This is a genomic window from Aeromonas sp. SG16 (genome assembly GCF_024436135.1).
Classification (GTDB): Bacteria; Pseudomonadota; Gammaproteobacteria; order Enterobacterales; family Aeromonadaceae; genus Aeromonas; species Aeromonas jandaei.
The window spans coordinates 922516-945719 of the sequence record NZ_JANFNW010000001.1 but is presented as its reverse complement, the minus strand read 5'-3'; the positions used below and the strand labels follow the sequence as shown (position 1 = coordinate 945719).

The 23204-nt window shown below is 58.4% G+C and carries 20 protein-coding genes; 8 read left to right on the top strand and 12 right to left on the bottom strand.

What is annotated here, in order from left to right; all coding sequences use genetic code 11:
• Positions 1 to 427: 427 nt before the first annotated feature.
• The 4 genes from kup to NOM67_RS04200 all read right to left on the bottom strand — a co-directional run bounded on the left by kup (position 428) and on the right by NOM67_RS04200 (position 4504).
• Entirely contained in the window at positions 428 to 2296 is a 1869-nt protein-coding gene (gene kup / locus NOM67_RS04215; RefSeq protein WP_024944982.1) for a low affinity potassium transporter Kup, read from the bottom strand.
• Positions 2297 to 2821: 525 nt separating this feature from the next.
• Positions 2822 to 3244: a GNAT family N-acetyltransferase gene (locus NOM67_RS04210; RefSeq protein WP_255934054.1), complete on the bottom strand. Its 423-nt coding sequence runs from the start codon at positions 3242 to 3244 to the stop codon at positions 2822 to 2824.
• 95 nt (positions 3245 to 3339) lie between these two features.
• The gene (locus NOM67_RS04205; protein WP_236272574.1) at positions 3340 to 3525 is read right to left on the bottom strand and encodes a hypothetical protein; all 186 of its coding nucleotides are present in this window, start codon (positions 3523 to 3525) and stop codon (positions 3340 to 3342) included.
• A 34-nt stretch (positions 3526 to 3559) separates the two neighbouring features.
• A complete protein-coding gene (locus tag NOM67_RS04200) occupies positions 3560 to 4504 on the bottom strand; it encodes a DUF4062 domain-containing protein (protein ID WP_255934047.1) in 945 nt (314 codons plus the stop codon).
• Between the two features lie 728 nt (positions 4505 to 5232).
• Between NOM67_RS04200 and NOM67_RS04195 the strand changes: the two genes are divergently transcribed.
• From NOM67_RS04195 to fdhD, 5 genes are all read left to right on the top strand, one after another.
• Entirely contained in the window at positions 5233 to 5832 is a 600-nt protein-coding gene (locus NOM67_RS04195) for a 4Fe-4S dicluster domain-containing protein (RefSeq protein WP_033112617.1), read from the top strand.
• A gap of 46 nt (positions 5833 to 5878) precedes the next feature.
• The gene (fdhF, locus tag NOM67_RS04190; protein ID WP_255934041.1) at positions 5879 to 8023 is read left to right on the top strand and encodes a formate dehydrogenase subunit alpha; all 2145 of its coding nucleotides are present in this window, start codon (positions 5879 to 5881) and stop codon (positions 8021 to 8023) included.
• 196 nt (positions 8024 to 8219) lie between these two features.
• Entirely contained in the window at positions 8220 to 8519 is a 300-nt protein-coding gene (locus tag NOM67_RS04185) for a hypothetical protein (protein ID WP_225628382.1), read from the top strand.
• Between the two features lie 419 nt (positions 8520 to 8938).
• A complete protein-coding gene (locus NOM67_RS04180) occupies positions 8939 to 11056 on the top strand; it encodes a sigma 54-interacting transcriptional regulator (protein WP_201929742.1) in 2118 nt (705 codons plus the stop codon).
• Positions 11053 to 11922 (top strand): formate dehydrogenase accessory sulfurtransferase FdhD, encoded by an 870-nt coding sequence (gene fdhD / locus NOM67_RS04175; protein WP_370689133.1) that lies wholly within the window; start codon positions 11053 to 11055, stop codon positions 11920 to 11922. Before NOM67_RS04180 ends, fdhD begins: the two co-directional genes overlap by 4 nt.
• Positions 11923 to 12023: 101 nt before the next feature.
• On the opposite strand, the gene asd is transcribed toward fdhD, so the two are convergent.
• Positions 12024 to 13136, bottom strand: a complete 1113-nt coding sequence (gene asd, locus NOM67_RS04170; RefSeq protein WP_041207587.1) for an aspartate-semialdehyde dehydrogenase — start codon at positions 13134 to 13136, stop codon at positions 12024 to 12026.
• Positions 13137 to 13161: 25 nt separating this feature from the next.
• Between asd and NOM67_RS04165 the strand changes: the two genes are divergently transcribed.
• Positions 13162 to 13446, top strand: a complete 285-nt coding sequence (locus NOM67_RS04165) for a hypothetical protein (RefSeq protein ID WP_201929744.1) — start codon at positions 13162 to 13164, stop codon at positions 13444 to 13446.
• On the opposite strand, the gene NOM67_RS04160 is transcribed toward NOM67_RS04165, so the two are convergent.
• The 3 genes from NOM67_RS04160 to NOM67_RS04150 all read right to left on the bottom strand — a co-directional run bounded on the left by NOM67_RS04160 (position 13443) and on the right by NOM67_RS04150 (position 16616).
• Positions 13443 to 14738 carry a D-amino acid dehydrogenase gene (locus tag NOM67_RS04160; protein ID WP_255935134.1) on the bottom strand — a complete coding sequence of 432 codons (1296 nt, stop codon included), beginning with the start codon at positions 14736 to 14738 and terminating at the stop codon, positions 13443 to 13445. The two genes, NOM67_RS04165 and NOM67_RS04160, sit on opposite strands and share 4 nt — an antisense overlap.
• A gap of 193 nt (positions 14739 to 14931) precedes the next feature.
• Entirely contained in the window at positions 14932 to 16452 is a 1521-nt protein-coding gene (locus NOM67_RS04155) for a cryptochrome/photolyase family protein (protein WP_201908305.1), read from the bottom strand.
• On the bottom strand, positions 16452 to 16616 hold the full coding sequence (locus NOM67_RS04150; protein ID WP_201908303.1) for a DUF2256 domain-containing protein: 165 nt from the start codon (positions 16614 to 16616) through the stop codon (positions 16452 to 16454). The genes NOM67_RS04155 and NOM67_RS04150 overlap by 1 nt, the downstream gene beginning before the upstream one ends.
• 459 nt (positions 16617 to 17075) lie before the next feature.
• Here NOM67_RS04150 and NOM67_RS04145 point away from each other — a divergent pair, with 459 nt between their 5' ends.
• On the top strand, positions 17076 to 18461 hold the full coding sequence (locus NOM67_RS04145; RefSeq protein ID WP_201929746.1) for a tryptophanase: 1386 nt from the start codon (positions 17076 to 17078) through the stop codon (positions 18459 to 18461).
• Between the two features lie 130 nt (positions 18462 to 18591).
• On the opposite strand, the gene cdd is transcribed toward NOM67_RS04145, so the two are convergent.
• The 3 genes from cdd to NOM67_RS04130 all read right to left on the bottom strand — a co-directional run bounded on the left by cdd (position 18592) and on the right by NOM67_RS04130 (position 20701).
• Entirely contained in the window at positions 18592 to 19476 is an 885-nt protein-coding gene (gene cdd / locus NOM67_RS04140; RefSeq protein WP_201929747.1) for a cytidine deaminase, read from the bottom strand.
• A gap of 185 nt (positions 19477 to 19661) precedes the next feature.
• Positions 19662 to 20348, bottom strand: coding sequence for an LrgB family protein (locus NOM67_RS04135; RefSeq protein WP_201929748.1), 687 nt, complete (start codon positions 20346 to 20348; stop codon positions 19662 to 19664).
• Positions 20345 to 20701, bottom strand: coding sequence for a CidA/LrgA family protein (locus tag NOM67_RS04130; protein ID WP_005333279.1), 357 nt, complete (start codon positions 20699 to 20701; stop codon positions 20345 to 20347). The genes NOM67_RS04135 and NOM67_RS04130 overlap by 4 nt, the downstream gene beginning before the upstream one ends.
• 161 nt (positions 20702 to 20862) lie before the next feature.
• Between NOM67_RS04130 and NOM67_RS04125 the strand changes: the two genes are divergently transcribed.
• Positions 20863 to 22572 carry a glycoside hydrolase family 36 protein gene (locus NOM67_RS04125; protein WP_255934012.1) on the top strand — a complete coding sequence of 570 codons (1710 nt, stop codon included), beginning with the start codon at positions 20863 to 20865 and terminating at the stop codon, positions 22570 to 22572.
• Between the two features lie 69 nt (positions 22573 to 22641).
• Here the strand turns inward: NOM67_RS04125 and NOM67_RS04120 are convergent, their stop codons facing one another.
• Complete coding sequence (locus tag NOM67_RS04120; protein WP_124242060.1) at positions 22642 to 23142, bottom strand: hypothetical protein; 501 nt, start codon at positions 23140 to 23142, stop codon at positions 22642 to 22644.
• Positions 23143 to 23204 lie beyond the last annotated feature (62 nt).

Here is a 23204-nt window from a genome sequence, read left to right as displayed (position 1 = left end):
GCCGCCAAGAGGGTTCGTCACCTTGGAAAACACAGCATAAGCAGGGTGCAAAGAACGCAGTGAATTGCATCGCTATCAAAATATGTTCGTGGTGCACGGCGCTGCGCTTGTTGCACCCTACGGCGGTGGTCTGTTCGGATAGAGGCCGTCTGTGTTGAAACCGTAGGTTCGATTAGCGAAGCGTAATCGGACGCACGAGAACGGAAACATATCGGCAGCATGCCGGGAGTAGGGTGCAAAGAACGCAGTGAATTGCACCGTTGGCAGCATATGGCTGCGGTGGTTTGCCCCCTTCTCCCCTTGCGGGAGAAGGGCTGGGGATGAGGGGGGCCGGTAATCGGGGTTAACGGAAAAGAAGAGGGAGGCCAATGCCTCCCTCTCTATTAGCTGATGTTTTCTATGCCTTTAAGAGGCCATCAACCCGCCATCAGATATCCACCTGCGATCCCAGCTCGATAACCCGGTTGGGCGGGATCTCGAACTGATCCGGGGCGCGCAGGGCGTTGCGCTGCAGCAGCATAAAGAGTTTGCCGCGCAGATAGAGATACCAGGGGCGGTCTTTCATGATGAGCGACTCGTGGGCCATAAAGAACGAGGTCTCCATCATCCGGCAGCTCAGCCCCTCGGCGTTGCAGCGGTGGAAGATCTCCTCCACGTTCGGAGTCTCGCGCCAGCCGTAGCTTGCCACTACCCGCCAGAAGGTGGGGGAGAGCTGCTCGATGCAGACACGGCGCACATTGTGGACGTAGGGCACATCCTCCACCCGCAGGGTGAGCAGGATGATCCGCTCGTGCAGCACCTTGTTGTGCTTGAGGTTGTGCAGGAGCGCATGGGGGATCACATTGACCACCCGCGACATATAGACAGCAGTACCGGCCACCCGGGTCGGCGGGGATTTTTCCAGCGAGGCGATCATCGGCTCAAGGGAGTTGCCGTGCTCGTTCAGGCGGCGAATAAGCTGGAAACGCTCGCTCTTCCAGCTGGTCATCACGGTGAACATCACCGCGCCCAGAGTGAGCGGCAGCCAGCCGCCGGAGAAGATCTTGGCGAGGTTGGCGGCAAAGAGCGGCACGTCGATACAGAGCAGCGCAGCAAACAGGATAGCCACCAGATACTTGTTCCAGTGCCAGCTGTTCTTGGCCACCGAGCAGGAGAGGATGGAGGTGAGCACCATGGTGCCGGTCACCGCGATGCCGTAGGCCGCCGCCAGATTGCTGGAGTGCTCGAAGCTCATGATGACGATTACCACCGAGATATAGAGCATCCAGTTGATGACCGGAATATAGATCTGGCCGGACTCCTGCTCGGAGGTGTGAACGATGCGAATGGGGGAGAGATAACCGAGGCGCACCGCCTGCCGGGTCAGGGAAAAGACCCCGGAGATCACCGCCTGCGAGGCGATCACCGTCGCCATGGTTGCCAGCAGCAGCAGCGGCACCAGCGCCCATTTCGGCGCGAGCAGGAAGAAGGGGTTGGCAATGGCCGCCGGGTTGCTCAGCAGCAGCGCACCCTGACCGAAGTAGTTGAGCACCAGGGAGGGCAGCACCACGATAAACCAGGCGAGGCGAATTGGATTTTTGCCAAAGTGGCCCATATCCGCGTAGAGCGCCTCCACCCCGGTGATGGCCAGCACCACGGCGCCGAGGGCAAAGAAGGAGGTAGTCTGGTACTGGATAAAGAAGCGCACCGCCCAGATGGGGTTAAGCGCACCCAGCACCTCGGGGTTGTGGATGATGCCGCGCAGCCCCAGCACCGCCAGCGTCATAAACCAGATCAGCATGATGGGGGCAAACAGCTTGCCCACCATGGCGGTGCCATGTTTCTGGATGGCAAACAGCAGGGTCAGCACCAGCACCGAAAGGGTGACGATATAGGGGTCGAGGGCGGGGGTGAGAATGCTCAGACCCTCGATGGCCGACATCACCGACATCGCCGGGGTGATCACCACCTCGCCATAGAAAAAGCTGCCACCAATCAGGCCGAGGATGATCAGCAGCGGTGTCCAGCGGGTGGAGGCGTTGCGGGTCGCCAGCGACATCAGGGTGAGAATGCCACCCTCACCTGCGTTGTCGGCCCGCATCACAAAGGAGAGGTACTTGACCGACACCACCAGGATCAGCAGCCAGAAGATCAGCGAGAGAAAGCCGAGAATGGAGGCCGGCTCGACGCCGAACCCGAATTGACCTGACAGGCACTCGCGCAAGGTATAGAGCGGGCTGGTGCCGATATCGCCATAGACTACGCCAATCGCCGCCAGCATGACGCCGGACATGGCTTGTTGTTTATCACAGTTCATGAGTTCATCTTGTCAGTTTGATGTTTACACGTTTGCCACAGCAGATCGCCCCGAACACATCAGGTATGTGTGGATACAACATCGGGGGGAAATCAAAGGATTGCGATGGGAAGGGAGCTAATCGGATATAAAGATGCGTTTCATGGGACACAGTCTGTTCATCTGTCGTTAAGCTTATAATGACACACACTCTGCGGGTTCATGCTCAGGTATAAATAATCAAAACGTCCTTTTGAGTAAGGTTATTAATTGGCCGTTGATTGAAATATTCATGTGCTCTGCGGGCAACCGTTTGTTTTATCTGAGGAAGTGGTTTGGCCACTATTTTTTACCGGGTTGAGTGAAAAACAGACGATAAAATAGTGACTAATTAATTGCTGTCAGTATGACAAGGGGGAGGGTATTGGGTAGCAATGGAGTCTTTATTTGGGGGGGGTAGGGTGCAATGAACGAAGTGAATTGCACCAAGTATTAAAATAGGCAAGAGGTGCAATGCGCTGCGCTTATTGCACCCTACGGTAATTATTACTCTCCATGATAGTGCTTCAATAAAAAGTAGCGGTCAGGACTATTTGTAACGCCGCTCACTTTACCGACTATTTTAAATCCCATTTTTTCATAAAATTTGGGTGCCTGAAATGAGAGGGTGTCGACTTGAGCAGCAATACATCCCCGTTTTTTTGCCTCACGTTCAGCAATCTCCATTAATTGAATGCCAAGCCCCTGACCTCGTTTGTCATCGTGTACCCAAAGTACTTCGATCAACAGTTGATGATAAATAGTACGTCCGGCAATGCCACCGACAACTTCGTCATTATCATCATGAATGGCAACAATTAAAGGTTGGGAGCGTTCCTCACCCATTTTATCAAAGTTAAATTGTCTAAGGTTATCAACAAGTACATTGAAGATGTCATCTTTATGTTCATTATGGATTTTTATATTCATAAAATCTTACTCCATTGAAATATAATCGTAGGGTGCAATGAACGAAGTGAATTGCACCAAGTATTAAAAGAGGCAAGAGGTGCAATGCGCTGCGCTTATTGCACCCTACGGTACTGTAATCCATCCTTGGCAATCAATTTGGCGGTTTGTTGCCACAAGGCTTCCGGCTGCCCAAGGTGTTTGGCAAGAAAGTGAGCGGATAAATAGGCTTTCAGTGCATGTGGTTGATGAATAATAGCGCTGCTATCTACTGCTTGCTCAAGTAGTTCCCGAGATGTCATTTATCCTCCATGAAATCTAATATTTACAAGAATGTTAAAATGGGATTTCTTGATCGTCTAGTTCAACCCATTCTTTTTTCCATTCGCTTGGTGTATATACTTTCAACTTACCATCATCATCAAAAATTTCACTGCTGACACGGAGATAAATATCGGATCCTCTCCGTTTCCAAGAGTAAAAACCTTTTCGACTCCAATTGTCTAAAAAGTCTTCTTCTTCAAACTGCCGTGCTTGTACTAACTGTGATAGCTCATTCTTATTTTGAAAAAATACTCTATAGGGGATATCTAGGGTTCTCTTTATAATGTCAAATGAAGGATGATTACTTAATAGTATGTCCTTTACAGCTTGATCCCCTCTTGACTTTTCATCAATTAAATAGCTAACTAATTGGTTAAGTGTTTTAGATGTGTTTTTTAAATCTTCGATTAAATTGACTTCTTTTTGCCTAGCGCTTTCACTTAACAGTCTTTGAAACAATCCAGACCATTGCTCTTTCAAATATGAATTTATTTCCTGTACTGTGTCGAAACCTTTAACTTGGTTATTAAGTGGCAAAGAAAAAACTTCCTCAATGAATTTGTATACCTTGACATCATCGACAGCAGTATAAGTGATATTTTCATTTCCTTTGTTTGCTTTGTATGTTCTATATTCAGCTAGAATACTGTTTTCTATAAAGATATATACTTGTCTGCCTTTATCTATCGCTGTCTTTAGTTCTAAATTTGAGATAGAGTAACCATCCTCTTTAGATTCGGATCCAAATCTGCCGCCTATAACTGAAACCAATATGTCACATAGTTCAATTTCTTTATAGCAGTACTCTTCAAGCTTTTCAGCGCTACCATAGGGAATGTGGCCTTTTTCATTTAATACTGATTCATAGCCTTGCTCTCGGATAAATCGGTCAAGGTCTGCTCTAATATATTTAAGGTCGTAATATGTTGAGCTTACAAAAATTCTTGGTTTAGCCATTTTCTATCCTGAGAAATTTTATCTTATAGTTAATAGTGTTTATTAAATAAACTGTACTGGCCATGAATTTAATCGCAAGATTGGGTAATGATTTAATTACATTAGCCAGATGTATGTGCCCTTCAGTCTATTGTTGACTCAAATGTAAGTTCACCAGCATAGCTGGTTGCCAAGTGGCACATATTAACCGGAGGGATAGAAAACTGAAGAGGCAGGGGCCTAAAACCGGCTCTGGCTCAACAAATCAGTCAATAAGTGGCCTGTTTTTGTTCGGTTTGACTTGATGATGACCTGCCAGCTCGATAGTAAAACCAAACAACTTGCCATCGCCGCAAGCGGTTTTGGCGTGCTGCACAGCCCATTTTTGGCCCTTGGTATGGCTTTTCTCCCCGGATGTCGTTCCTCCGCTTGCCCGGTTTGGGACGCCCGTTCCTGGCTGCAAACGCCTTTGAACGTCTCCGTCACACGACTGGGGCAGGGGTTGGTCAGCCGGTGTCGAGCTCGTCACTTTTGTCGTGTCGATCACACTTCCCACCCCATCGTCACCCTCATCAGTAGCGATAAACAGCACGCTGCTCTTGCTGATTACTCCTTTATTTTCAGATGGTTGTGATTTTTTATCGCGCCATTCTCCCGTTTTGGTCTGATAAATGCTTTGTGGGGGGCTGGCCGCCTCTTTGCCTGTCGGCGGGCGGCCCGGTGTAACGAACCATTTAGGATCCCTCTCTATGAACAGCTTCGTGATTGCAGATCCCAGTCTCTGTATTGGGTGTCGTACCTGTGAGGTGGCCTGCGCCGTTTCACACCAGTCAGGGTCTTGCAGCGGGACCCTTGAGCGGGAGGGCGGCCTGCATCTTGCCATCGAGGATGGACATCTGGTCTCCAAGGACAGCTACTTTCAGCCGCGCCTGAAGGTGATCGTGGGCAGCAAGGTGACCACGCCGGTGCTCTGTCGCCAGTGTGAAGACAAGCCGTGCGCCATGGCCTGCCCGAACAATGCCATCGTCAGCGAGGATGGTTGCGTCAAGGTGTTGCAGGAGCGCTGCATCGGCTGCAAGTCCTGCGTGGTGGCCTGTCCTTACGGCGCCATGGCGGTAGTGCTCAAAGAGGTGGCACCCGCTGCCGATTCGCTCTTCAAGCGTCCGCAGACCAAGGCGCAGGCGCTCAAGTGCGATCTCTGCCGTCACCGCGAGGCGGGCCCGGCCTGTGTCGAGGTGTGTCCGACCCAGGCGCTGCGGCTGGTCACGCCGGAGCATCTTGAAAACCTGAACCGGCAGAAGCAGCTGGCCAGTGCCGAGGCACTGCTGGCGATGCCGGCGCGGGTGTGAGCGGGCTTGCCGAGCCGTTTTTCGTTAACAAACAAGAGTGTGAGTCATGAAAAAAGTCATTACCGTGTGCCCCTATTGCGGCACCGGTTGCAAAATCAACCTGCTGGTTGAAAACGACAAGGTGGTGGGGGCCGAAGGCGCCAACGGCCGGACCAACGAGGGGCAGCTCTGCCTCAAGGGCTATTACGGTTGGGATTTCCTGAACGACACCAACCTGCTGACCCCCCGTCTCAAGAGCCCGATGATCCGCCGCGAGCGCGGTGGCAAGTTCGAGGCCGTCTCCTGGGATGAGGCGATCGAGTTCGCCAGCAGCCGTCTCTCCGCCATCAAGGCGAAATATGGCCCGGACGCCATCATGACCACCGGCTCTGCCCGTGGCCCCGGCAATGAAGCCAACTATGTGATGCAGAAATTTGCCCGTGCGGTGATTGGGACGAACAACGTCGACCACTGCGCGAGGGTGTGACACGCCCCCTCAGTCTCCGGTCTGGAGACAACTGTAGGCAACGGCGCCATGAGCAACGCCATTCCCGAAATTCAAGAGACCAAGTGCCTGCTGGTGTTTGGTTACAACGCTGCTGACTCTCACCCCATCGTCGCCCGCCATATCCTCAAGGCGAAGGCAAACGGGGCCAAGGTGATTGTGTGTGATCCCCGCATGGTGGAGACCGCCCGTATCGCCGATCAGTGGCTGCCGCTCAAAAACGGTTCCAACATGGCGCTGGTTAACGCCTTCGCCAACGTGTTGATCAATGAAGGGCTCTACAACAAGGCCTTTGTCGCCAACTACACCGAAGGGTTCGAGACCTTCAAGGCGACGGTGGCCAAGTACACCCCGGAATATGTGGAGGGGATCACCGGCCTCAAAGCCGCGGATATCCGCGCCGCCATTCGCACCTACGCCGAGTCGCCTGCTTCCATGATCCTGTGGGGCATGGGGGTGACCCAGTACGGTCAGGCGGTGGACGTGGTCAAGGGGCTTGCGGGTCTGGCGCTGCTGACCGGCAACTTCGGTCGCCGTGGCACCGGTTGCGGGCCGGTGCGTGGTCAGAACAACGTGCAGGGCACCTGTGACATGGGGATGCTGCCGCACCAGTTCCCGGGTTATCAGTCGGTGGCCGATCCCGCCATCAGCGCCAAGTTTGCCAAGGCGTGGGGCGTGGAGTCACTCTCCCAGAAACCCGGCTATCGCCTGACGGAGCTTGGCCACAAGGTGGAGGAGGGCAAGTGCAAGGCCTTCTACATCTTTGGTGAAGACCCGGCCCAGACCGAAGCTGACTTGGGTCAGTTCCGCCGTACTCTGGCGGGGATGGAGCTGGTGATCGTGCAGGATATCTTCATGACCCAGACCGCCGAGATGGCCGACGTCATTCTGCCCGCCACCAGCTGGGGCGAGCACGAAGGGGTCTACAGCTCGGCGGATCGCGGCTTCCAGCGCTTCTACAAGGCGGTGACGCCCCCCGAGAACGTGAAGCCGGACTGGGCCATCTTCTCGTTGATGGCGACCGCCATGGGTTATCCCATGGAGTACCACAACACCGAAGAGATCTGGGACGAGATGCGTGCGCTCTGCCCGCTCTATGCCGGGGTCAGCTACGACAAGATGGCCGATCTCAAGAGCGTGCAGTGGCCTTGCCCGACCGAGGAGCACCCGGGCACCAGCACTCTGTTCGAGGGGAATGTGTTCACCACCCCGAGCGGCAAGGGTCAGCTGATCGCCTCCGAGTGGCGGCCGCCGCTGGAGCAGCCCTGTGCCGAGTACCCGCTGGTGCTCTCCACCGTGCGCGAGGTGGGTCACTACTCCTGCCGCTCCATGACCGGCAACTGCTCGGCGCTGCAGACCCTGGCCGATGAGCCGGGCTATGTGCAGATCCACCCGAGCGATGCCAAAAAGCTTGGGGTGAAGGATCAGGCGCTGGTCTGGATCTCGTCGCGCCGTGGCAAGGTGATCACCCGGGCCAACTACAACGACCGGGTCAACGCCGGGGTGGTCTACATGACCTACCAGTGGTGGATCGGGGCCTGTAACGAGCTCACCATCGAGCACGTCGATCCCGTCTCCCACACGCCGGAGTACAAGTACTGCGCGGTGAAGATCGAGCGTATCGACAATCAGCCTGAGGCGGAAGTGTACGTCCAGACTGAATACAGCGCGCTCAAGGCGAAATTGCGCAGTGCAGCCAAAGGCTGACCCGCCCTAAAAAAGGACGTTCTGCACAAATAAGGGAACCCGACTCGGATTTATCGAGTCGGGCACCCTTTTATTACCCAAAAACAGGGGATAAATGATGCAACATGAAATTGGTCGCTTATTCGGAATTTTCTATATTGGCACCTATCTGGCGGCGATATTGCTGGGAATAGGTTGCTATATTTGGCGCGACGAGATGATATTTCTGCTCGGCTTCGGTTTTTTCGGCTGTTTTATGGCAGCACGGCTCGCCATGGGCAGCGTATTTTCCGCCTTGAGTATTTCCAGTGCCTGGCTGATCGGGTTTATCTCCACCACCTTGATCAACTGCCTGCTGTTGGGGGTGATCACCCTGCTGGTCTACCTCACTCACCAGTGCGTCTCGGTTGAGCTTGCCGACAACGCCAGCTGGCTGCTGCTCGCCTTTCAGGGCTTCTCCGCGCTCTTTATTCTGGGCGGTTTGAAGTGCTGCCACACCCGCCTTGTCACCTCGTGAGTGGCCACCGGCTCGTGTTTCGAATGATGCCTTTATTGCACAGCAAAGGGGAGGCAACAGCGAGATCTGACAGTTGACAATGGCCCCTTGTGCGGCCACCAATCCATTATTCAATCCGCGATGTAATTATTGCCTGAATATGGCAACCAGATATATTAAATCGGATTGTAATGAAATTTGAGCTCATCTATGATGAGTCGCCATTCCAATAATAATCACCCGATAACAATGTTATTTTTTGTTATCGTTCGTTAATAACAACGGTGGAATTGCAACATGCGACAAGTGTCGTCACCGCCTTCCTTTTGGCAGCGTGGATAGTGCGCTGCGGCTATTAATTCTGGTGAAACGCTTGTGTCGCGATGCGATGGCATGGACAGCCTGACTGGTGACTGAAATTGATATAACGTGAGGCCGCAATGCTTACTGTGAGTGCCATCCCCCTGGACGAGATCTCTCCCATCTGGGACGACGGTTTCCTCCTGCTCTCCAAATCCCTCCTGTCGGCCGTGACGCTCGATGACTTTATCCACAAACTCAACAAGATAGATGCCGGCTTTGGCGGCGTAACCCGGGTCAACCTGATCCTCAACCGGGGCTCCGGCGAGGAGGCCACTTTCTGTTATATGGGAGAGAGCGGCCCAAAGCACCTTGTCTGCCGCAAGGCAGACCTGCACGCTCCCACTGATGGCACCGAGCAGGCGATCATCCTGCCTGCCGCCCGTTTTGCCAACCGCTGTGCCCCCCTTGCTGCCGAAGGGATTTATGAGGGGCTGCGCTCCTACTGCCAGCTCCCCATCACCACCGCCCGCAGCCATCTGGGCGGGGTCGAGTTCATCAATACCCGCCTCGACAGCTTCACCATGGAGACGCTCGCCAAGCTGACCCAGTTGGCCGCCATCATCGCCATTGCGCTGGAGAACGTGCAGGACAAGGAGCGCACTCTGGAGCAGGCCAACTCCCTGCGCCTTGAGCGCGACAGCTGCAAAATTCTGGTGGATGTGACCAATGCGGTGATTAAATTAGTGCGCATCGCCGAGCTGCCCAAGAGCCTGTTTGCCATTCTGCACCACCATTTTGGTATCAGCAGCCTCTGTCTGGCCGAGTACAACGCCACCTCGGACAGCTTCAAGAGCTATCTGGTCAACCAGCAGCAGAGCGAGCAGCCGGGGATCATCGATCACTCCTGTTTCGAGAAAAACTGCCTGCAGGGTGCGCTGCGCCACAGTGAGCCCTTCTTCGTCTATCGTGAGCAGGGTCACGGTTGCCAGTCGAGCTGCCGCTTTACCTCCCAGATCCTGCCCCCCGATGCCGACAGCTCCTGCATTTTGCCGCTGCGCTATCAGGGCAATCTGCTGGGGGTGCTGATCCTCTCTCATCCAGAGGCCAACTTCTTCGCCGATATCGATATCTCCCTGCTGGAGCAGGTGGCGGCGCGCACAGCCATTGCCATGAACAACGTGCAGGCGCAGCAGGAGATCTCCAACACCAACGGTGCAAAAGAGAAGACCATTCGCATCAACGAGCCGCAGATGCAGGGTGAGTTCCCCCACATCATCTACCAGAGCGCTGTGATGGCGAACGTGCTGGAGAAGGTGCGGCTGGTGGCCGAGAGCGACAGCACCGTGCTGATCCTCGGCGAGACCGGCACCGGCAAGGAGCTGATCGCCCAGGCCATTCACGCCCTGAGTGCCCGCCACGATCACGAGATGGTGAAGGTGAACTGCGCCGCCATCCCGACCGGCCTTATCGAGAGCGATCTGTTTGGCCATGAGAAGGGGGCCTTTACCGGCGCCCTGACCCAGCGCATCGGCCGCTTCGAGCGTGCCCACAAGGGGACCCTGTTCCTCGACGAAGTGGGGGATATGCCGCTGGATCTGCAGCCGAAACTCTTGCGGGTATTGCAGGAGCACGAGCTGGAGCGGGTCGGCAACAGCAACCCCATCGCGGTGGATGTGCGGCTGGTGGCCGCCACCAACTGCGATCTGCTCTCCATGGTCAAGAACAAGCGCTTTCGCAGTGACCTCTACTACCGGCTCAACGTCTTTCCCATCGAGCTGCCGCCCCTGCGCGAGCGGCGCGAGGATATCCCGCTCTTGGTCAACTTCTTCGTCAGAAAGATTGCCAAGCGGATGCACCGCACCATCACCGCCATCCCCGCCGATGCGATGAAGATGCTGGTGTCGCTGCCGTGGTACGGCAATATCCGCGAGCTGGAGAACGTCATCGAGCGCGCCGTGGTGATGACCCGCGGCCATGTGCTCAACCTCTCGCCTGAGGAGCTGATGCCCCTCAAGGGCTATCACAAGATTGAGACCCTGGTCTATGACGAGCCCGCCACACCGCTCTTTGCCGAGGGGCCGGAGGATGAGCGCGAGGCGATCATCGCCGCCCTGCGCGACTGCAACGGCATCGTGGCGGGCGAGCGGGGGGCGGCCAACCGCCTTGGCATGAAGCGCACCACCTTGCTCTCCAAAATGAAGCGGCTCGGCATTTCGGCCAGAGATCCCGAGATCATTGACGGGGTCGCACCATGAGAGAGGCCATAGAGCTTGAGATGCGGAGTGAGCAGAGCGAGCAGAGAGAACAAAGCGAGCAGAGCGAACTGGCACGCTGCGCCATCCACCGCGAGGTGGTGCACTACCGCGCCGATACCTTGACCTGCGACAGCGAGATGGAGCTCCCCTCCGAGACGCCGGTGGCGCTGGTCTATAACGGCATCGCCCACAGCGTGATGATGTGCTCGGCCTCCGATCTGGAGGATTTTGCCATCGGCTTCTCGCTCTCCGAGGGGGTCATCGACAGCCTGCTCGATATCCACGATATCGAGCAGATCGACGGCTGTCAGGGGATTGAGCTGCATATCACCTTGGCCAACCGCTGCGTCCATCGTCTCAAAGAGAAGCGGCGCACCATGGCGGGGCGCACCGGTTGCGGCATCTGCGGCAGCGAGAGTCTGGAGCAGGTGATCCGCACCCAGCCAAGCTTGCCCGACAGCCAGCGTCTGGCGGTAGGGCATATCGACAAGGTGCTGAGCGCGCTGCGCCCGCTCCAGCTGCTGGGCCAGCGCACCGGCGCCACCCATGCGGCAGTGCATCTGGATGGTGAGGGCAACATTCTCGCCATTCGCGAGGATGTGGGACGCCATATTGCGCTGGACAAGCTGGTAGGCCATCTGTGCCGCGCTGGCCGCCGTGACGGTGCCATTCTGGTGACCAGCCGCGCCAGCTTCGAGATGGTGCAAAAGTGCGCCAGCGCCGGCGTGGAGATCTTGCTCGCCATCTCGGCCGCTACCGAGCTTGCAGTCGAGCGGGCCGAGCAGACCGGGCTCACTTTGGTGGGCTTTTGCCGCCCAGGGCGGGCCGAGATCTACAGCGGGTGCCAGCGTATCCTGCTCAAGTAATGGCAAGGCCGTGAGCCCGCTAAACGGGTAACGAAAACAGCCAATGAAAAAGGGCGGGGAGTGTGACTCCCCGCCCTTTTTGTATCTGCTTCTGTGGCGAATTAGCGCGCCAGCAGGATACGCAGCATGCGGCGCAGCGGCTCGGCGGCGCCCCACAGCAGCTGGTCACCCACGGTAAAGGCGGCCAGATACTCAGGGCCCATGTTGAGTTTGCGCAGACGGCCTACCGGAATGCTGAGGGTGCCGGTGACGGCAGCCGGAGTCAGCTCGCGGGCGGTGATGTCGCGATCGTTGGGGATCACTTTCACCCAGTCGTTATGGGCAGCCAGCAGCGCTTCGATCTCCGCCAGCGGCACATCTTTTTTCAGCTTGATGGTGAATGCCTGGCTGTGGCAGCGCAGGGCGCCGATCCGCACACAGAGACCATCCACCGGAATGACGGCGTTTTCGATACCCAAAATCTTGTTGGTCTCGGCCTGACCCTTCCACTCTTCACGGCTCTGGCCGTTGTCGAGCTTGGTGTCGATCCAGGGGATAAGGCCACCGGCCAGCGGTACGCCGAAGTTGTCCACCGGCAGGGTGCCGGAGCGGGTCTTCTCGGTGATCTTGCGCTCGATGTCGAGAATGGCGGAGGCGGGGTCGGCCAGCTCGACCGCCACTTCATCACGCAGCATCCCCATCTGGGTAACCAGCTCGCGCATATGGCGGGCACCGCCACCGGAGGCTGCCTGATAGGTGGCCACGCTGACCCACTCCACCAGATCGGCCTTGAACAGGCCGCCGAGGGCCAGCAGCATCAGGCTGACGGTGCAGTTGCCGCCAACGAAGGTCTTGATGCCGTTGTTCAGGGCATGCTCGATGACGTCGCCGTTGACCGGATCCAGAATGATGACGGCGTCTTTCTCCATCCGCAGGGCGGAGGCGGCGTCAATCCAGTAACCCTGCCAGCCGGCGGCTTTCAGGCGCGGATAGACATCCTTGGTGTAGTCGCCGCCTTGCGCGGTGATGATGATATCCTGCCTGGCCAGTGCCTCGATATCGAAGGCGTCCTGCAGAGTACCGGCATCGACGCCGAAGTTGGGAGCGGCCTCACCGGCCTGGGAGGTGGTGAAGAAGGTGGGTTGAATATGGGCGAAATCCTGCTCTTCCTGCATCCGGCTCATCAGAACCGATCCCACCATGCCACGCCAACCGACCAAACCTACTTTTTTCATAATGTCCTACCCTGGATTGCTGCTAATGAAAGGGGTGTTGCACGCCTGCGTCCCTGCTGGCGAAGGCCATTTACAAGGTCTTTACAAGCCATTTAAAAAATATGCGCTGCGAAAAATGCGTCTATCCACATTACGGATTGTGGCGGCTTGCGCAAGTCGAATTGCGCAATATTCTGTGCCGTTCGCTGCAATAAACGGCAACGGCGGAGCGAGGGACAAAACGGGGCGCAGGAACGATGAAAAGGCCACCGCTTATGGCGGTGGCCTGTCAATAAAAGGGGGGAAACAGCCCGACCGCGTGAGCGCTTAGGCGTAGCGGGCCAGGGTCAACCCCTCATCGCTGATGGCGGGTTCGCTGCCGCTGATAAGATCGCACAACAGCTGACCCGAACCGGCCGCCATGGTCCAGCCAAGGGTGCCGTGGCCGGTATTGAGCCAGAGGCCGGGAATGGGGCTGGGCCCTACCAGCGGGGTGCCATCCGGCGTCATGGGTCGCAGACCGGTCCAGAACTCGGCCTTGCTGATATCGCCCCCTTCGGGGAAGAGATCGCCGACAACCATCGCCAGAGTGTCGTGGCGTCTCGGGTTGAGGGCGAGGTTGTAGCCCGAGAGCTCCGCCATGCCGCCGACCCGGATCCGCTCGTCAAAACGGGTGATGGCCACCTTGTAGGTCTCGTCGAGCACGGTACTGCGCGGGGCGGCATCTGCGTTGATCATCGGCAGGGTGAGGGAGTAGCCCTTGACCGGATAGACCGGCAGCTCCAGTCCGAGCGGGCGCAGCAGCGGCCGCAAAAAACCGGTGGCATAACTGCCGAGCGCACAGACGATGGCATCGGCGCGATAGCGCTGCTCGCCCGCCCGCACCGCCACAGCGCGGCCGCGGGCTTGCTCAATCTCGTCGATATCGCAGTTGAAGACGAACCTGACCCCGATCTTCTCGGCTTCAAGGGCAAGGGCCTTGGTGAAGCGGAAGCAGTCGCCGGTCTCGTCGCCGGGCAGACGCAGGCCGCCGACGATTTTGCCGCGTACCCGCGCCAGCGCAGGCTCTGCCGATTCGCAGCCGCTGGCATCCAGCGACTGGTAGGGGACGCCATACTCCTCCAGCACCTCGATATCGCGCTGACTCGCATCGAGCTGGGACTGGCTTCTAAACAGTTGCAGGGTGCCTAGCTGGCGCCCTTCGTAATCGATGTTGAGCTCGTCGCGCAGTGCCTTCATACAGTCGCGGCTGTATTCGGCCAGACGCACCATGCGCCCCTTGTTGGTGGCATAGGCGGTCGGGGTGCAGTTGGCGAGCATTTTCAGCATCCAGCGCAGCTGGAAGGGGTCGGCGGTAGGGCGCACGGTGAAGGGGGCATGCTTTTGCAACATCCATTTGGCCGCCTTGAGGGGGATGCCGGGAGCTGCCCAGGGGGCTGCATAGCCCGGGGATATCTGGCCGGCATTGGCATGGCTGGTTTCAAGGGCAACGCCCCCTTGTCGTTCCAGCAGGGTCACCTTGTGACCCGCTTTGGCCAGATACCAGGCGCTGGTTACCCCAATCACGCCGCCACCGAGAACCACTATCTCCATATCGTCTTTCCTTAGACTCGTTTTTCTGATGTTTGGTTGATGGAAACCTTGATGTGGCCACCACCATAATCAGCCGCCACAGGATATTCAACCGCTCTGCGCAGGATTGGGATCTCCGTCTGCCTGCCAGTCACGGGGTGGTGTTTGGTGCGATGACGCGCCTGATTGCCAGCGTAAATCGCTGCGCTGCTGTCAGGGGGATGTGTCAGGGGGCATGGCCCGCTTACAGCTGCTCAAGATGGATGAGATAGTGCTCCGCCGTCGCCAGAATGGCGTGCTGCTGTTCGGCTGCTTGGCCATCCCAGTTGGCATAGGGGAGGGCGAGGCGAGGGTTGCTGCCAAGTTTGTCCCGATTGCGCCAAAGAAAGTGCCAGTAGAGGCTGTTGAAGGGGCAACTTCCGTCGCCGTGGCGGGCTTTCACCTGATAGTGGCACCCCTTGCAGTAGTGGCCCATCCGCTCGAGATAGGCGCCGCTGCTGGCGTAGGGCTTGCTGCCCATCAGGCCGCCATCGGCAAACTGGCTCATGCCGCGGGTGTTGGGCAGCTCCACCCATTCGATGGCATCCACATAGATACCGAGATACCACTGATCCACCTCGTCAGGATCGAGCCCCGCCAGCAGGGCAAAGTTACCGGTCACCATCAGCCGCTGGATATGGTGGGCATAGGCGTGCTCCAGAGACTGGCGAATGGCGTGTCGCACGCAGGCCATCTTTGTTTCTCCATTCCAGAAGAAACCGGGCAACGGCCGGTTGGCCCCGAGAAAGTTGGTCTGCTGGTAGTCGGGCATCTTCTCCCAGTAGAGGGCACGGACAAACTCGCGCCAGCCGAGGATCTGGCGAATAAACCCCTCCACCTGCGCCAATGTGATGGTGGCCTGATTGGCCTGCCAGTGGGTCTCGGCGGCGCGGATCACCTCAAGCGGATGAAGCATCTTGCTGTTGAGGGAAAACGACAAACGGCTGTGAAACAGACTCCAGCCCCGCTCGCTCAGGGCATCCTGATAGCGGCCAAAATGAGGCAGGCAGTGGGCCAGAAAATGGGCCAGCAGCTCGCGACTCTGGCGCCTTGTGATGGGCCACGGCAGTTGGCTGGCATCTGCCTCGCCGATGATGCTGACCCCGTGGCGGGTCAGCATGGCATCAATCTCGCTCACCTCGTTGGCAAAGGTGAGGGGGGCCGGGATCGGCTGACGCTCCGGCAGCTTGGCGCGGTTCTCGTCATCAAAATTCCAGCGCCCGCCAAGGGGTTGGCCGCGCTCATCGAGCAGCACTTGATATTGCTTTCGCAGGGCGCGGTAGAAGAACTCCATCCGGCTGTGGGGGTAGCGTTGCCAGCCATCGCGGGGGGTGAGAAAATGTTCGCTATCCACCTCGGTAGCATGGATGGCAAGGCCTGCCGCCCAGCTTTTCAACTGGCTGGCGAGGCGCCACTCATCCGGGCTCTGCCAGGCAAAGCTGTCGGCCTGATGCGCTGCGATTTGGGCTGCCAGCAGGCTGGGCAAGTCGGGCCAGCGGGCGCTCTCATCGAGGGTCAGGTAACAGACGCGGTGGCCCGCCTTGCCAAGGGCCGCCGCGAAGGCGCGCATGGCGGCAAAGAAGGCCAGCACCTTCTGACGGTGGTGGCGGCAGTAGTCGGTCTCCTGACGCAGCTCCGCCATCAGATAACAGATTGCCGGATCCGGGGTGCGAAACCAGCTGTGAGCGGCGTTCAGCTGATCGCCGAGGACAAGGCGCAGCTCCATCAGACTCGATCCCCCTCAGGTTGCTGGCAGCTGTAACGAGCGTGGCGACAGCGCTCGCTGCAGTAGCGAACTTCCTCCCAACTGCGCGCCCACTTGCGTCGCCAGCTGAAGGGGCGCTGGCAGACGGGGCAGATCTTCTCGGGCAGATGGGGTTTGCGATGCATGATGGCTTCCGGCCCTGGCTGATGGGGGATGTGGTGTGTGGGTAGGGAGAATAACGAACCGGGGGGGCGGGCGGATCAACCTCACTGCCAGTTTGCCGCGCAGATGCGCACTTTGTGAGCGGGCGCACAGCCCGTCAGTGCACCCCTTGTTTGCAAATTAACCAGCCGTTAACGTGGCGAGGCTGCCGTTGGCAGCACCCATCAATGGATCTTGTTGGCCATCGACTGTCTACAACCGATATGGAGGGGAGTGATGCCAATCATGACAGCTACGCCCCGGGCAGCTTGCCTGCTCGCCCACTGGTATACCCGGGATCCCATTCTCACCTTCGACTTTCCTCACCGCTGATTGGCGGCACCCGCCGTTTGAATTTGTCAGCCGGACGACCCTGATCGCCCCGGCCTCTTTGCCAATCCCGATTTCAAACACACTGGCCTTGCGCCGGTGAGGAGTCTTTTATGCGTCGTATACCCGAGCCGTTTCGTATCAAGATGGTCGAGCCCATCAAACAGACCACTGGCGCCGAGCGCCGCGCAGCCCTCGAGGCCGCTGGCTGGAACCCCTTCCTGCTGCTGGCCGAGGATGTCTATATCGATCTGCTGACCGACAGTGGCACAGGTGCCATGTCCGATCGTCAGTGGGCCGGCATCATGATGGGGGATGAGGCCTATGCGGGCAGCCGCAACTTCGTCGAGCTGGAGCGCACGGTGCGCGACATTTTTGGTTACCAGCATGTGATGCCCACCCACCAGGGGCGCGGGGCCGAGCAAATCCTCTTCCCCGAGTTGGTCAAGCGCTGCAAGGGCAAGGCGCCGGTCTTTATCTCCAACTACCACTTCGACACCACCAAGGCCCACGTGGAGTTGGCCGGCGCGCGGGCCATCAACCTGCTCACCCCGAAAGCCCTCGACACCACGGCCCCCTACACCTGGAAGGGGGATTTTGATCTCCCTCGCCTGAGCGACACCATCGAGACCCTGGGGGCCGACAACGTGTCCGGCATCATCATCACGGTGACCTGCAACAGCGCTGGTGGCCAGCCGGTCTCCATGGCCAATATGGAGGCGGTCTCCGAGCTGGCCCGTCGCCACCATATTCCGGTGGTGATCGATGCCGCCCGCTTTGCCGAGAACGCCTGGTTTATCAAGGAGCGGGATCCGGCTTATGCGAAGTGCAGCATCAAGGAGATAGTGCGCCAGATGTTTGCGCTGGGGGACATCTTCACCATGTCGGCCAAGAAGGACGGGCTGGTCAATATCGGCGGGCTCTGCTGCTTCAAGGAGGATCTCGATCTGTTCCGCGCCGTGCAGGTGCGCTGTGTGGCGATGGAGGGGTTTGTCACCTATGGCGGCCTTGCCGGGCGGGACATGGCGGCGCTTGCCATCGGCCTGCGGGAGGGGATGGATGAGGAGTATCTCAACTACCGTATCAGTCAGGTGGCTTATCTCGGCGAGCGGCTGGCCGAGGCGGGCATCCCCATCCAGACCCCCACTGGCGGCCATGCAGTGTTTGTGGATGCCAAAAAGCTGCTGCCCCATATTCCGGCCGAGCAGTTTCCGGCCCATGCGCTCGCCTGCGAGCTCTATCTGGAAGGGGGCGTGCGCGGGGTGGAGATTGGCTCCCTATTGTTGGGGCGTGATCCCGCCACCGGCAAGCAGGAGGCGGCGGACTTCGAGCTGTTGCGTCTCACCATCCCGCGTCGGGTCTACACCCGGGATCATATGGACTATGTGGCCGACTGCCTGATCGCGGTGAAAGCGCGGGCCAGCGACATTCGCGGGCTCACCTTTGATTACGAGCCGCTGCTGCTGCGCCACTTCACTGCGCGGCTGAAACCGGTCTGATCAGTAATCGGTTAGACGGGGTGATCAACGGCGCCAAGCCGTGAGATCAAGGGCAGTTCCCGGTTAAACAGCCCAGTAAAAAGCCCCCGCACCAAGGTGCGGGGGCTTTCGTTTATCGAAGCAAACTGGGTCAGACCGCTTGATACTCCAGCTCGACCGAGCCCAGCGCCTTGAGGGTGGACTGGGCGGAGTCACGCTGGCTGATCTGGCCGTTTTTGTTCTCCAGCAGCACGGCGCGGCGGATGGTGGCGAGATCTTCGCCGTTAAGCACCGCATGGGCGCAGGCCATCTGCATCGGCGGCAGGCTGGGGTTGAAGGCGGCGTTCTCGGCGTAGCGGCCAGAGAAGATGCGGCCATCGGCAAACTGCAGCGCCACCGCGGCATAGCCCTGGCTATAGGGGGCATAGCTTTGACGGGCAGCGGCCAGCGCGGCCTGCCACAGCGGGTCTTCGCTTTCAAGCGTGAGTTCTGCGTGATCCTGCGGGCTCATCAGCGCATCCGTGATGTCGAGGTCCGCTGGGCCAAACGAGTGGGGCAGGAAGGATTGCAGGGCACTCAGGTCATCGGGCAGAGAGACTTTCAGGATCTTGGCGGTGCTCAGCTCGTTCATGAACTGACGGCAGTGGCCGCAGGGGGTGTAGTTGACGGTGATTTCAGAGATCCCGGTCTCGCCGCCCAGCCAGGCGTTGGAGATGGCGGACTGCTCGGCGTGAACCGAGTGGAACAGACCTTGCCCCGCAAACTCCATGTTGGCACCGAAGTACCATGTGCCGCTCAGGCCGCAGGCGATGGCACCGACGTAAAACTTGGAAATGGGTGCCACCGAGCAGGCAGCGGCCAGTGGCAACAGGGCGAGGCGCAGTGCGCGATCATCGAGACCTGTGGCGGCTTTCAGGGTGGCGACTTGCTCCGGCGTGAAGCGGGCGTTGAAGTCGGCACTATCCAGCATGGGCTGCACGGCTGCTTTGAGCTGGGCAGAGAGGGTATCGAATGGCTTGGCAAAACGGGGATGCATAGTGTGTCCTCAAAGGCCAATTGGGCGGCCATTGTAGGGAGCATGCTCGGGTAAATGTGTGAGCAGGCTCACGCCCTGACGGGCAAACGGAGGGGGATGGTAATGGAAACGTTTGTCTTGTGCAAATTGTGCGGCAGGTCGCACCCCGACAGCGCTGCAGAGCCGTCGGGGTGGTTAATCATCGGTCAGGTGAGCCAGTGATAGATGGCAAAAAGGAGGGGCGCGACGGCAGCGGTGAGGATACCGCACACCACCATGGCGAGCGATGCAAAGGCGCCCTGTGTGATCCCTTTCTCGGCGGAGGTGGCGGTGCCGATGGCGTGGGCACAGGCCCCCATGGCGAGTCCTTGCGCTTCCGGGTCGGTCACTTTCAGCAGTTTGAGCAGCGGGTAGCCGATCAGGGCGCCGACAATTCCCACCACCACCACCACGGCGGCCGCAATGGCGGGAATGCCGCCGATGGACTGGCTGACGCTCATGGCGAGCGGGGTGGTGATGGATTTGGTCGCCAATGAGGCGAGCAGTGCCGGATCTATGCCCATAAAATGACCGATCAGCAGAGTTGTGCACACCGAGATCAAGACGGAGGCGAGGGTACAGATTAGGATGGGCTTGAGCTTGGCCTGGATCTGGCGCGCCTGCTGATAGAGCGGTAGCGCCAGCGCCACCACGGCGGGCTCCAGCAGCATGGTAATGGGGCTGCTGCCGCGTTCGTACTGCTCAAGGGGCAGATCGAGCCAGAGTAGTAGTCCAATGATCACCCCGGTCGGCACCAGCACCGGATTGATGATGGGCCAGGGTAGGCGTCGATAGAGGGCGCGGGTGGCGAAATAGAGCGCCAGGGTCAGGGGAATTGCGAGCCAGAAGATCATTTGTTCATCCTCTGGTAGAGCCGACCGACGGTGGCGAGGATCAGCACGATCCCGAGCACGATGCAGAGCATGATGACGCCGAAGGACTGGCGCAGGGGCTCTAGCCAGGCCACCAGTCCGACCGCGACCGGCACGAACAAAACGCCCATGTGGCGCAGCAGCAAGCCAGCGCCCAACTCGACCCAGTGCAGCTTGATCAGTTGCAGGGAGAGCAGCACAAACAGCAGCAGCATGCCGATGATGCTGCCGGGAAAGGCGAAAGGCAGGATGGCTGCCACGGATTTGCCTGCCAGCAGGCAGGCGACGATGACCATAAAGTCACGAAAGTACAGCAAGGCGCGTTGCGCGATCACGTGAACCTCATCGACTGGGAAGAAAAATCGCAGTTTACCAGAGAGGCCGGGTCGCGGCATTAAAACAATAACAACTGAAATCAGTTCATTTGAAGCTGATTTGATTGGCATTTTTTGAAAAGTGCCTGATAGAACCCTTTTTCGAACTACAAGGAGTAGTGATGACATCCCTCTTGTCCCGAGTTCGCCAGTTGGCGAACGATAACGCGTTGCCACCCCATCTGTTGCAAACCCGTCAGTGGGAAGGGCCTCTGTGTCGGGTGCGACTCGACAATACTGGCGCTGATGCCAGTCCGGTTGACCACTGGGTGCTGTTTGATGGCAAGCTTGGCCTGCCGGTGGAGAGCGCCATCTATGGCGAAGGATTCCAGATGCTGGCTCAGACCATGGGGTGCTGGCAATCACCGCAACATGTCGGCCGTTGCCCCGATGCCAGCGTCTATCGCATCACCGATGACAATGGCTATCACACCATTCACAACCTGTTGCTGGTGGAGCATAACAAGGGGTGGCTGCTGCTTGCTTTTGCCAGCTGTCACCGTTTTGGCGGGGAGTTTCGCCTCTACCCCGATGGCCGCTTGCAGATCCTGATGAACTGCGAAGGGCGAAAACTTGCGGCCGGTGGGTACTGGCAGAGCGAGGCGCTGATCTGCCTCGAAGGGGCGGAGCGCGAGGGTCTACTGGCCGAGCTGGCACGGTTGATCGAGGCCGAGCACGGCTCGCTGATCGGCCAGGTGAGTGATCGCCCGAGCGGTTGGTGCTCCTGGTATCACTACTACGCCGAGGTGAGCGCTGCCGATATTCGCGAGAACCTGCAGGTGCGTGCCGAGCGCTTCCCGGCCCTGCGCTATGTGCAGATTGACGACGGCTATCAGGCCAAGATGGGCGACTGGCTCACTCCGTCTGCCAAGTTCGAGCAAGGTGTAGCCTCACTGGCTGCCGAGATCAAACAGGCTGGCTGCGAGCCTGCCCTCTGGGTCGCTCCCTTTATTGCAGAGCCCACTTCGCAGGTGTTTCAGGATCACCCCGACTGGTTTGTGAAGGGGGATGATGGCTTGCCGCTCCCCTCCGAGCGGGTCACCTACGGCGGTTGGCGCTGTACTCCCTGGTATGTGCTGGACGGTACCCACCCCGAGGTGCAGGCGCACCTTGAGCAGGTGTTCCGCACCCTGCGCGAACAGTGGGGCATCCACTACTTCAAGCTCGATGCCAACTTCTGGGGCGCCATCCACGGTGGCCGTTTCCACGATCCGGCAGCCACCCGGGTTGAAGCCTATCGGCGCGGTATGGCTGCTATCCTGCGTGGTGCTGGCGATGGTGCCTTCCTGCTCGGTTGCAATGCGCCCATCTGGCCAAGCCTTGGGCTGGTGCACGGCATGCGGGTGAGCGATGACGTGGAGCGCAATAGCCACCGCTATCGTCAAATTGCTCGCGAGGCCTTCTGCCGCGCCTGGCAGAACGACAAGCTCTGGGCCCTCGACCCCGACTGTATCTGTCTGCGTGATCTACCGCGCCAGCAGGCAAGCAAGGCGGATTACAGCTTCCATCTGGCAGCGCTGGTGGCGAGTGGCGGCATGATGCTGGCCGGTGATCGACTGCAAGATCTCGATGAAGAGCAGGCAGCGCAACTGCGCAAGCTGCTGGGTCTTTGTGCGGCCCGGGCGCCCTCTGCCCGTTTCGAGTCGATGGACTTTGCCTGCGGCGAAGTAAGCCTGCCCGAGGGCGGTACTCTGCTCTGCCTCTTCAACTGGGAGGGGCAACCACAGGAGTTTCTGCTGCCGGAAGGGGGAAGCGATTTTTGGCATGGGCAGGCAGTCGGTACGGCCGTGATCCTGCAAGGGGGCGAAGGGCGGGTGATCCGTTACATTTGATAAGGCTCGCCTCTCAAACAATTCAGGCTCCTTCGGGAGCCTGAATTGTTTGCTATTTAGAGGGCTGTGTCAGTAACGCCACTCGACGCCAGCCGCGTATTTGGCTGAACCATAACCCGGGATATCGCTGCCCGAGGTGATGGCCTTGAGTGTGAGATTAGGGGTAATTGGCATACCAAAGCCAAAACCGATAGCCAGCCGATCGTTGGGGTTACCCATCACATCGACCCGCATCACCCGGTAAAGCGACATATCTTCGCTCAAGTGCATATAGGCCTGAGATGCGCGGTTATAGGCCTGACCAAACACCTCCAGCTGAAAGCCGGACTGGGTGGAGATGACCAGCGGTACCCCGACAAACTTGTAGAGGTTGGAGTTGTTGAAGTAGCTGTTGGTGACCTGAGGCGTGAAGTCGGTTTGCTGGTACAGGGTGCTGAAGCTGTGCTCAACGATGTGATAGGTCTGCTCAGGCAACAGCGCAAGGTAGTCCGGCATATCGAACCGGTATGCGGCGTTGGCTGCCAGCGGCAGCAGGGCCAGTAATCCCAGCAGAGCGTGGTGACGAGGCATCAGCAAATGGCTTCCGTTTGATCGGGGCAAGATGAAGGGGATGCAACACATTGGTTTTTGAG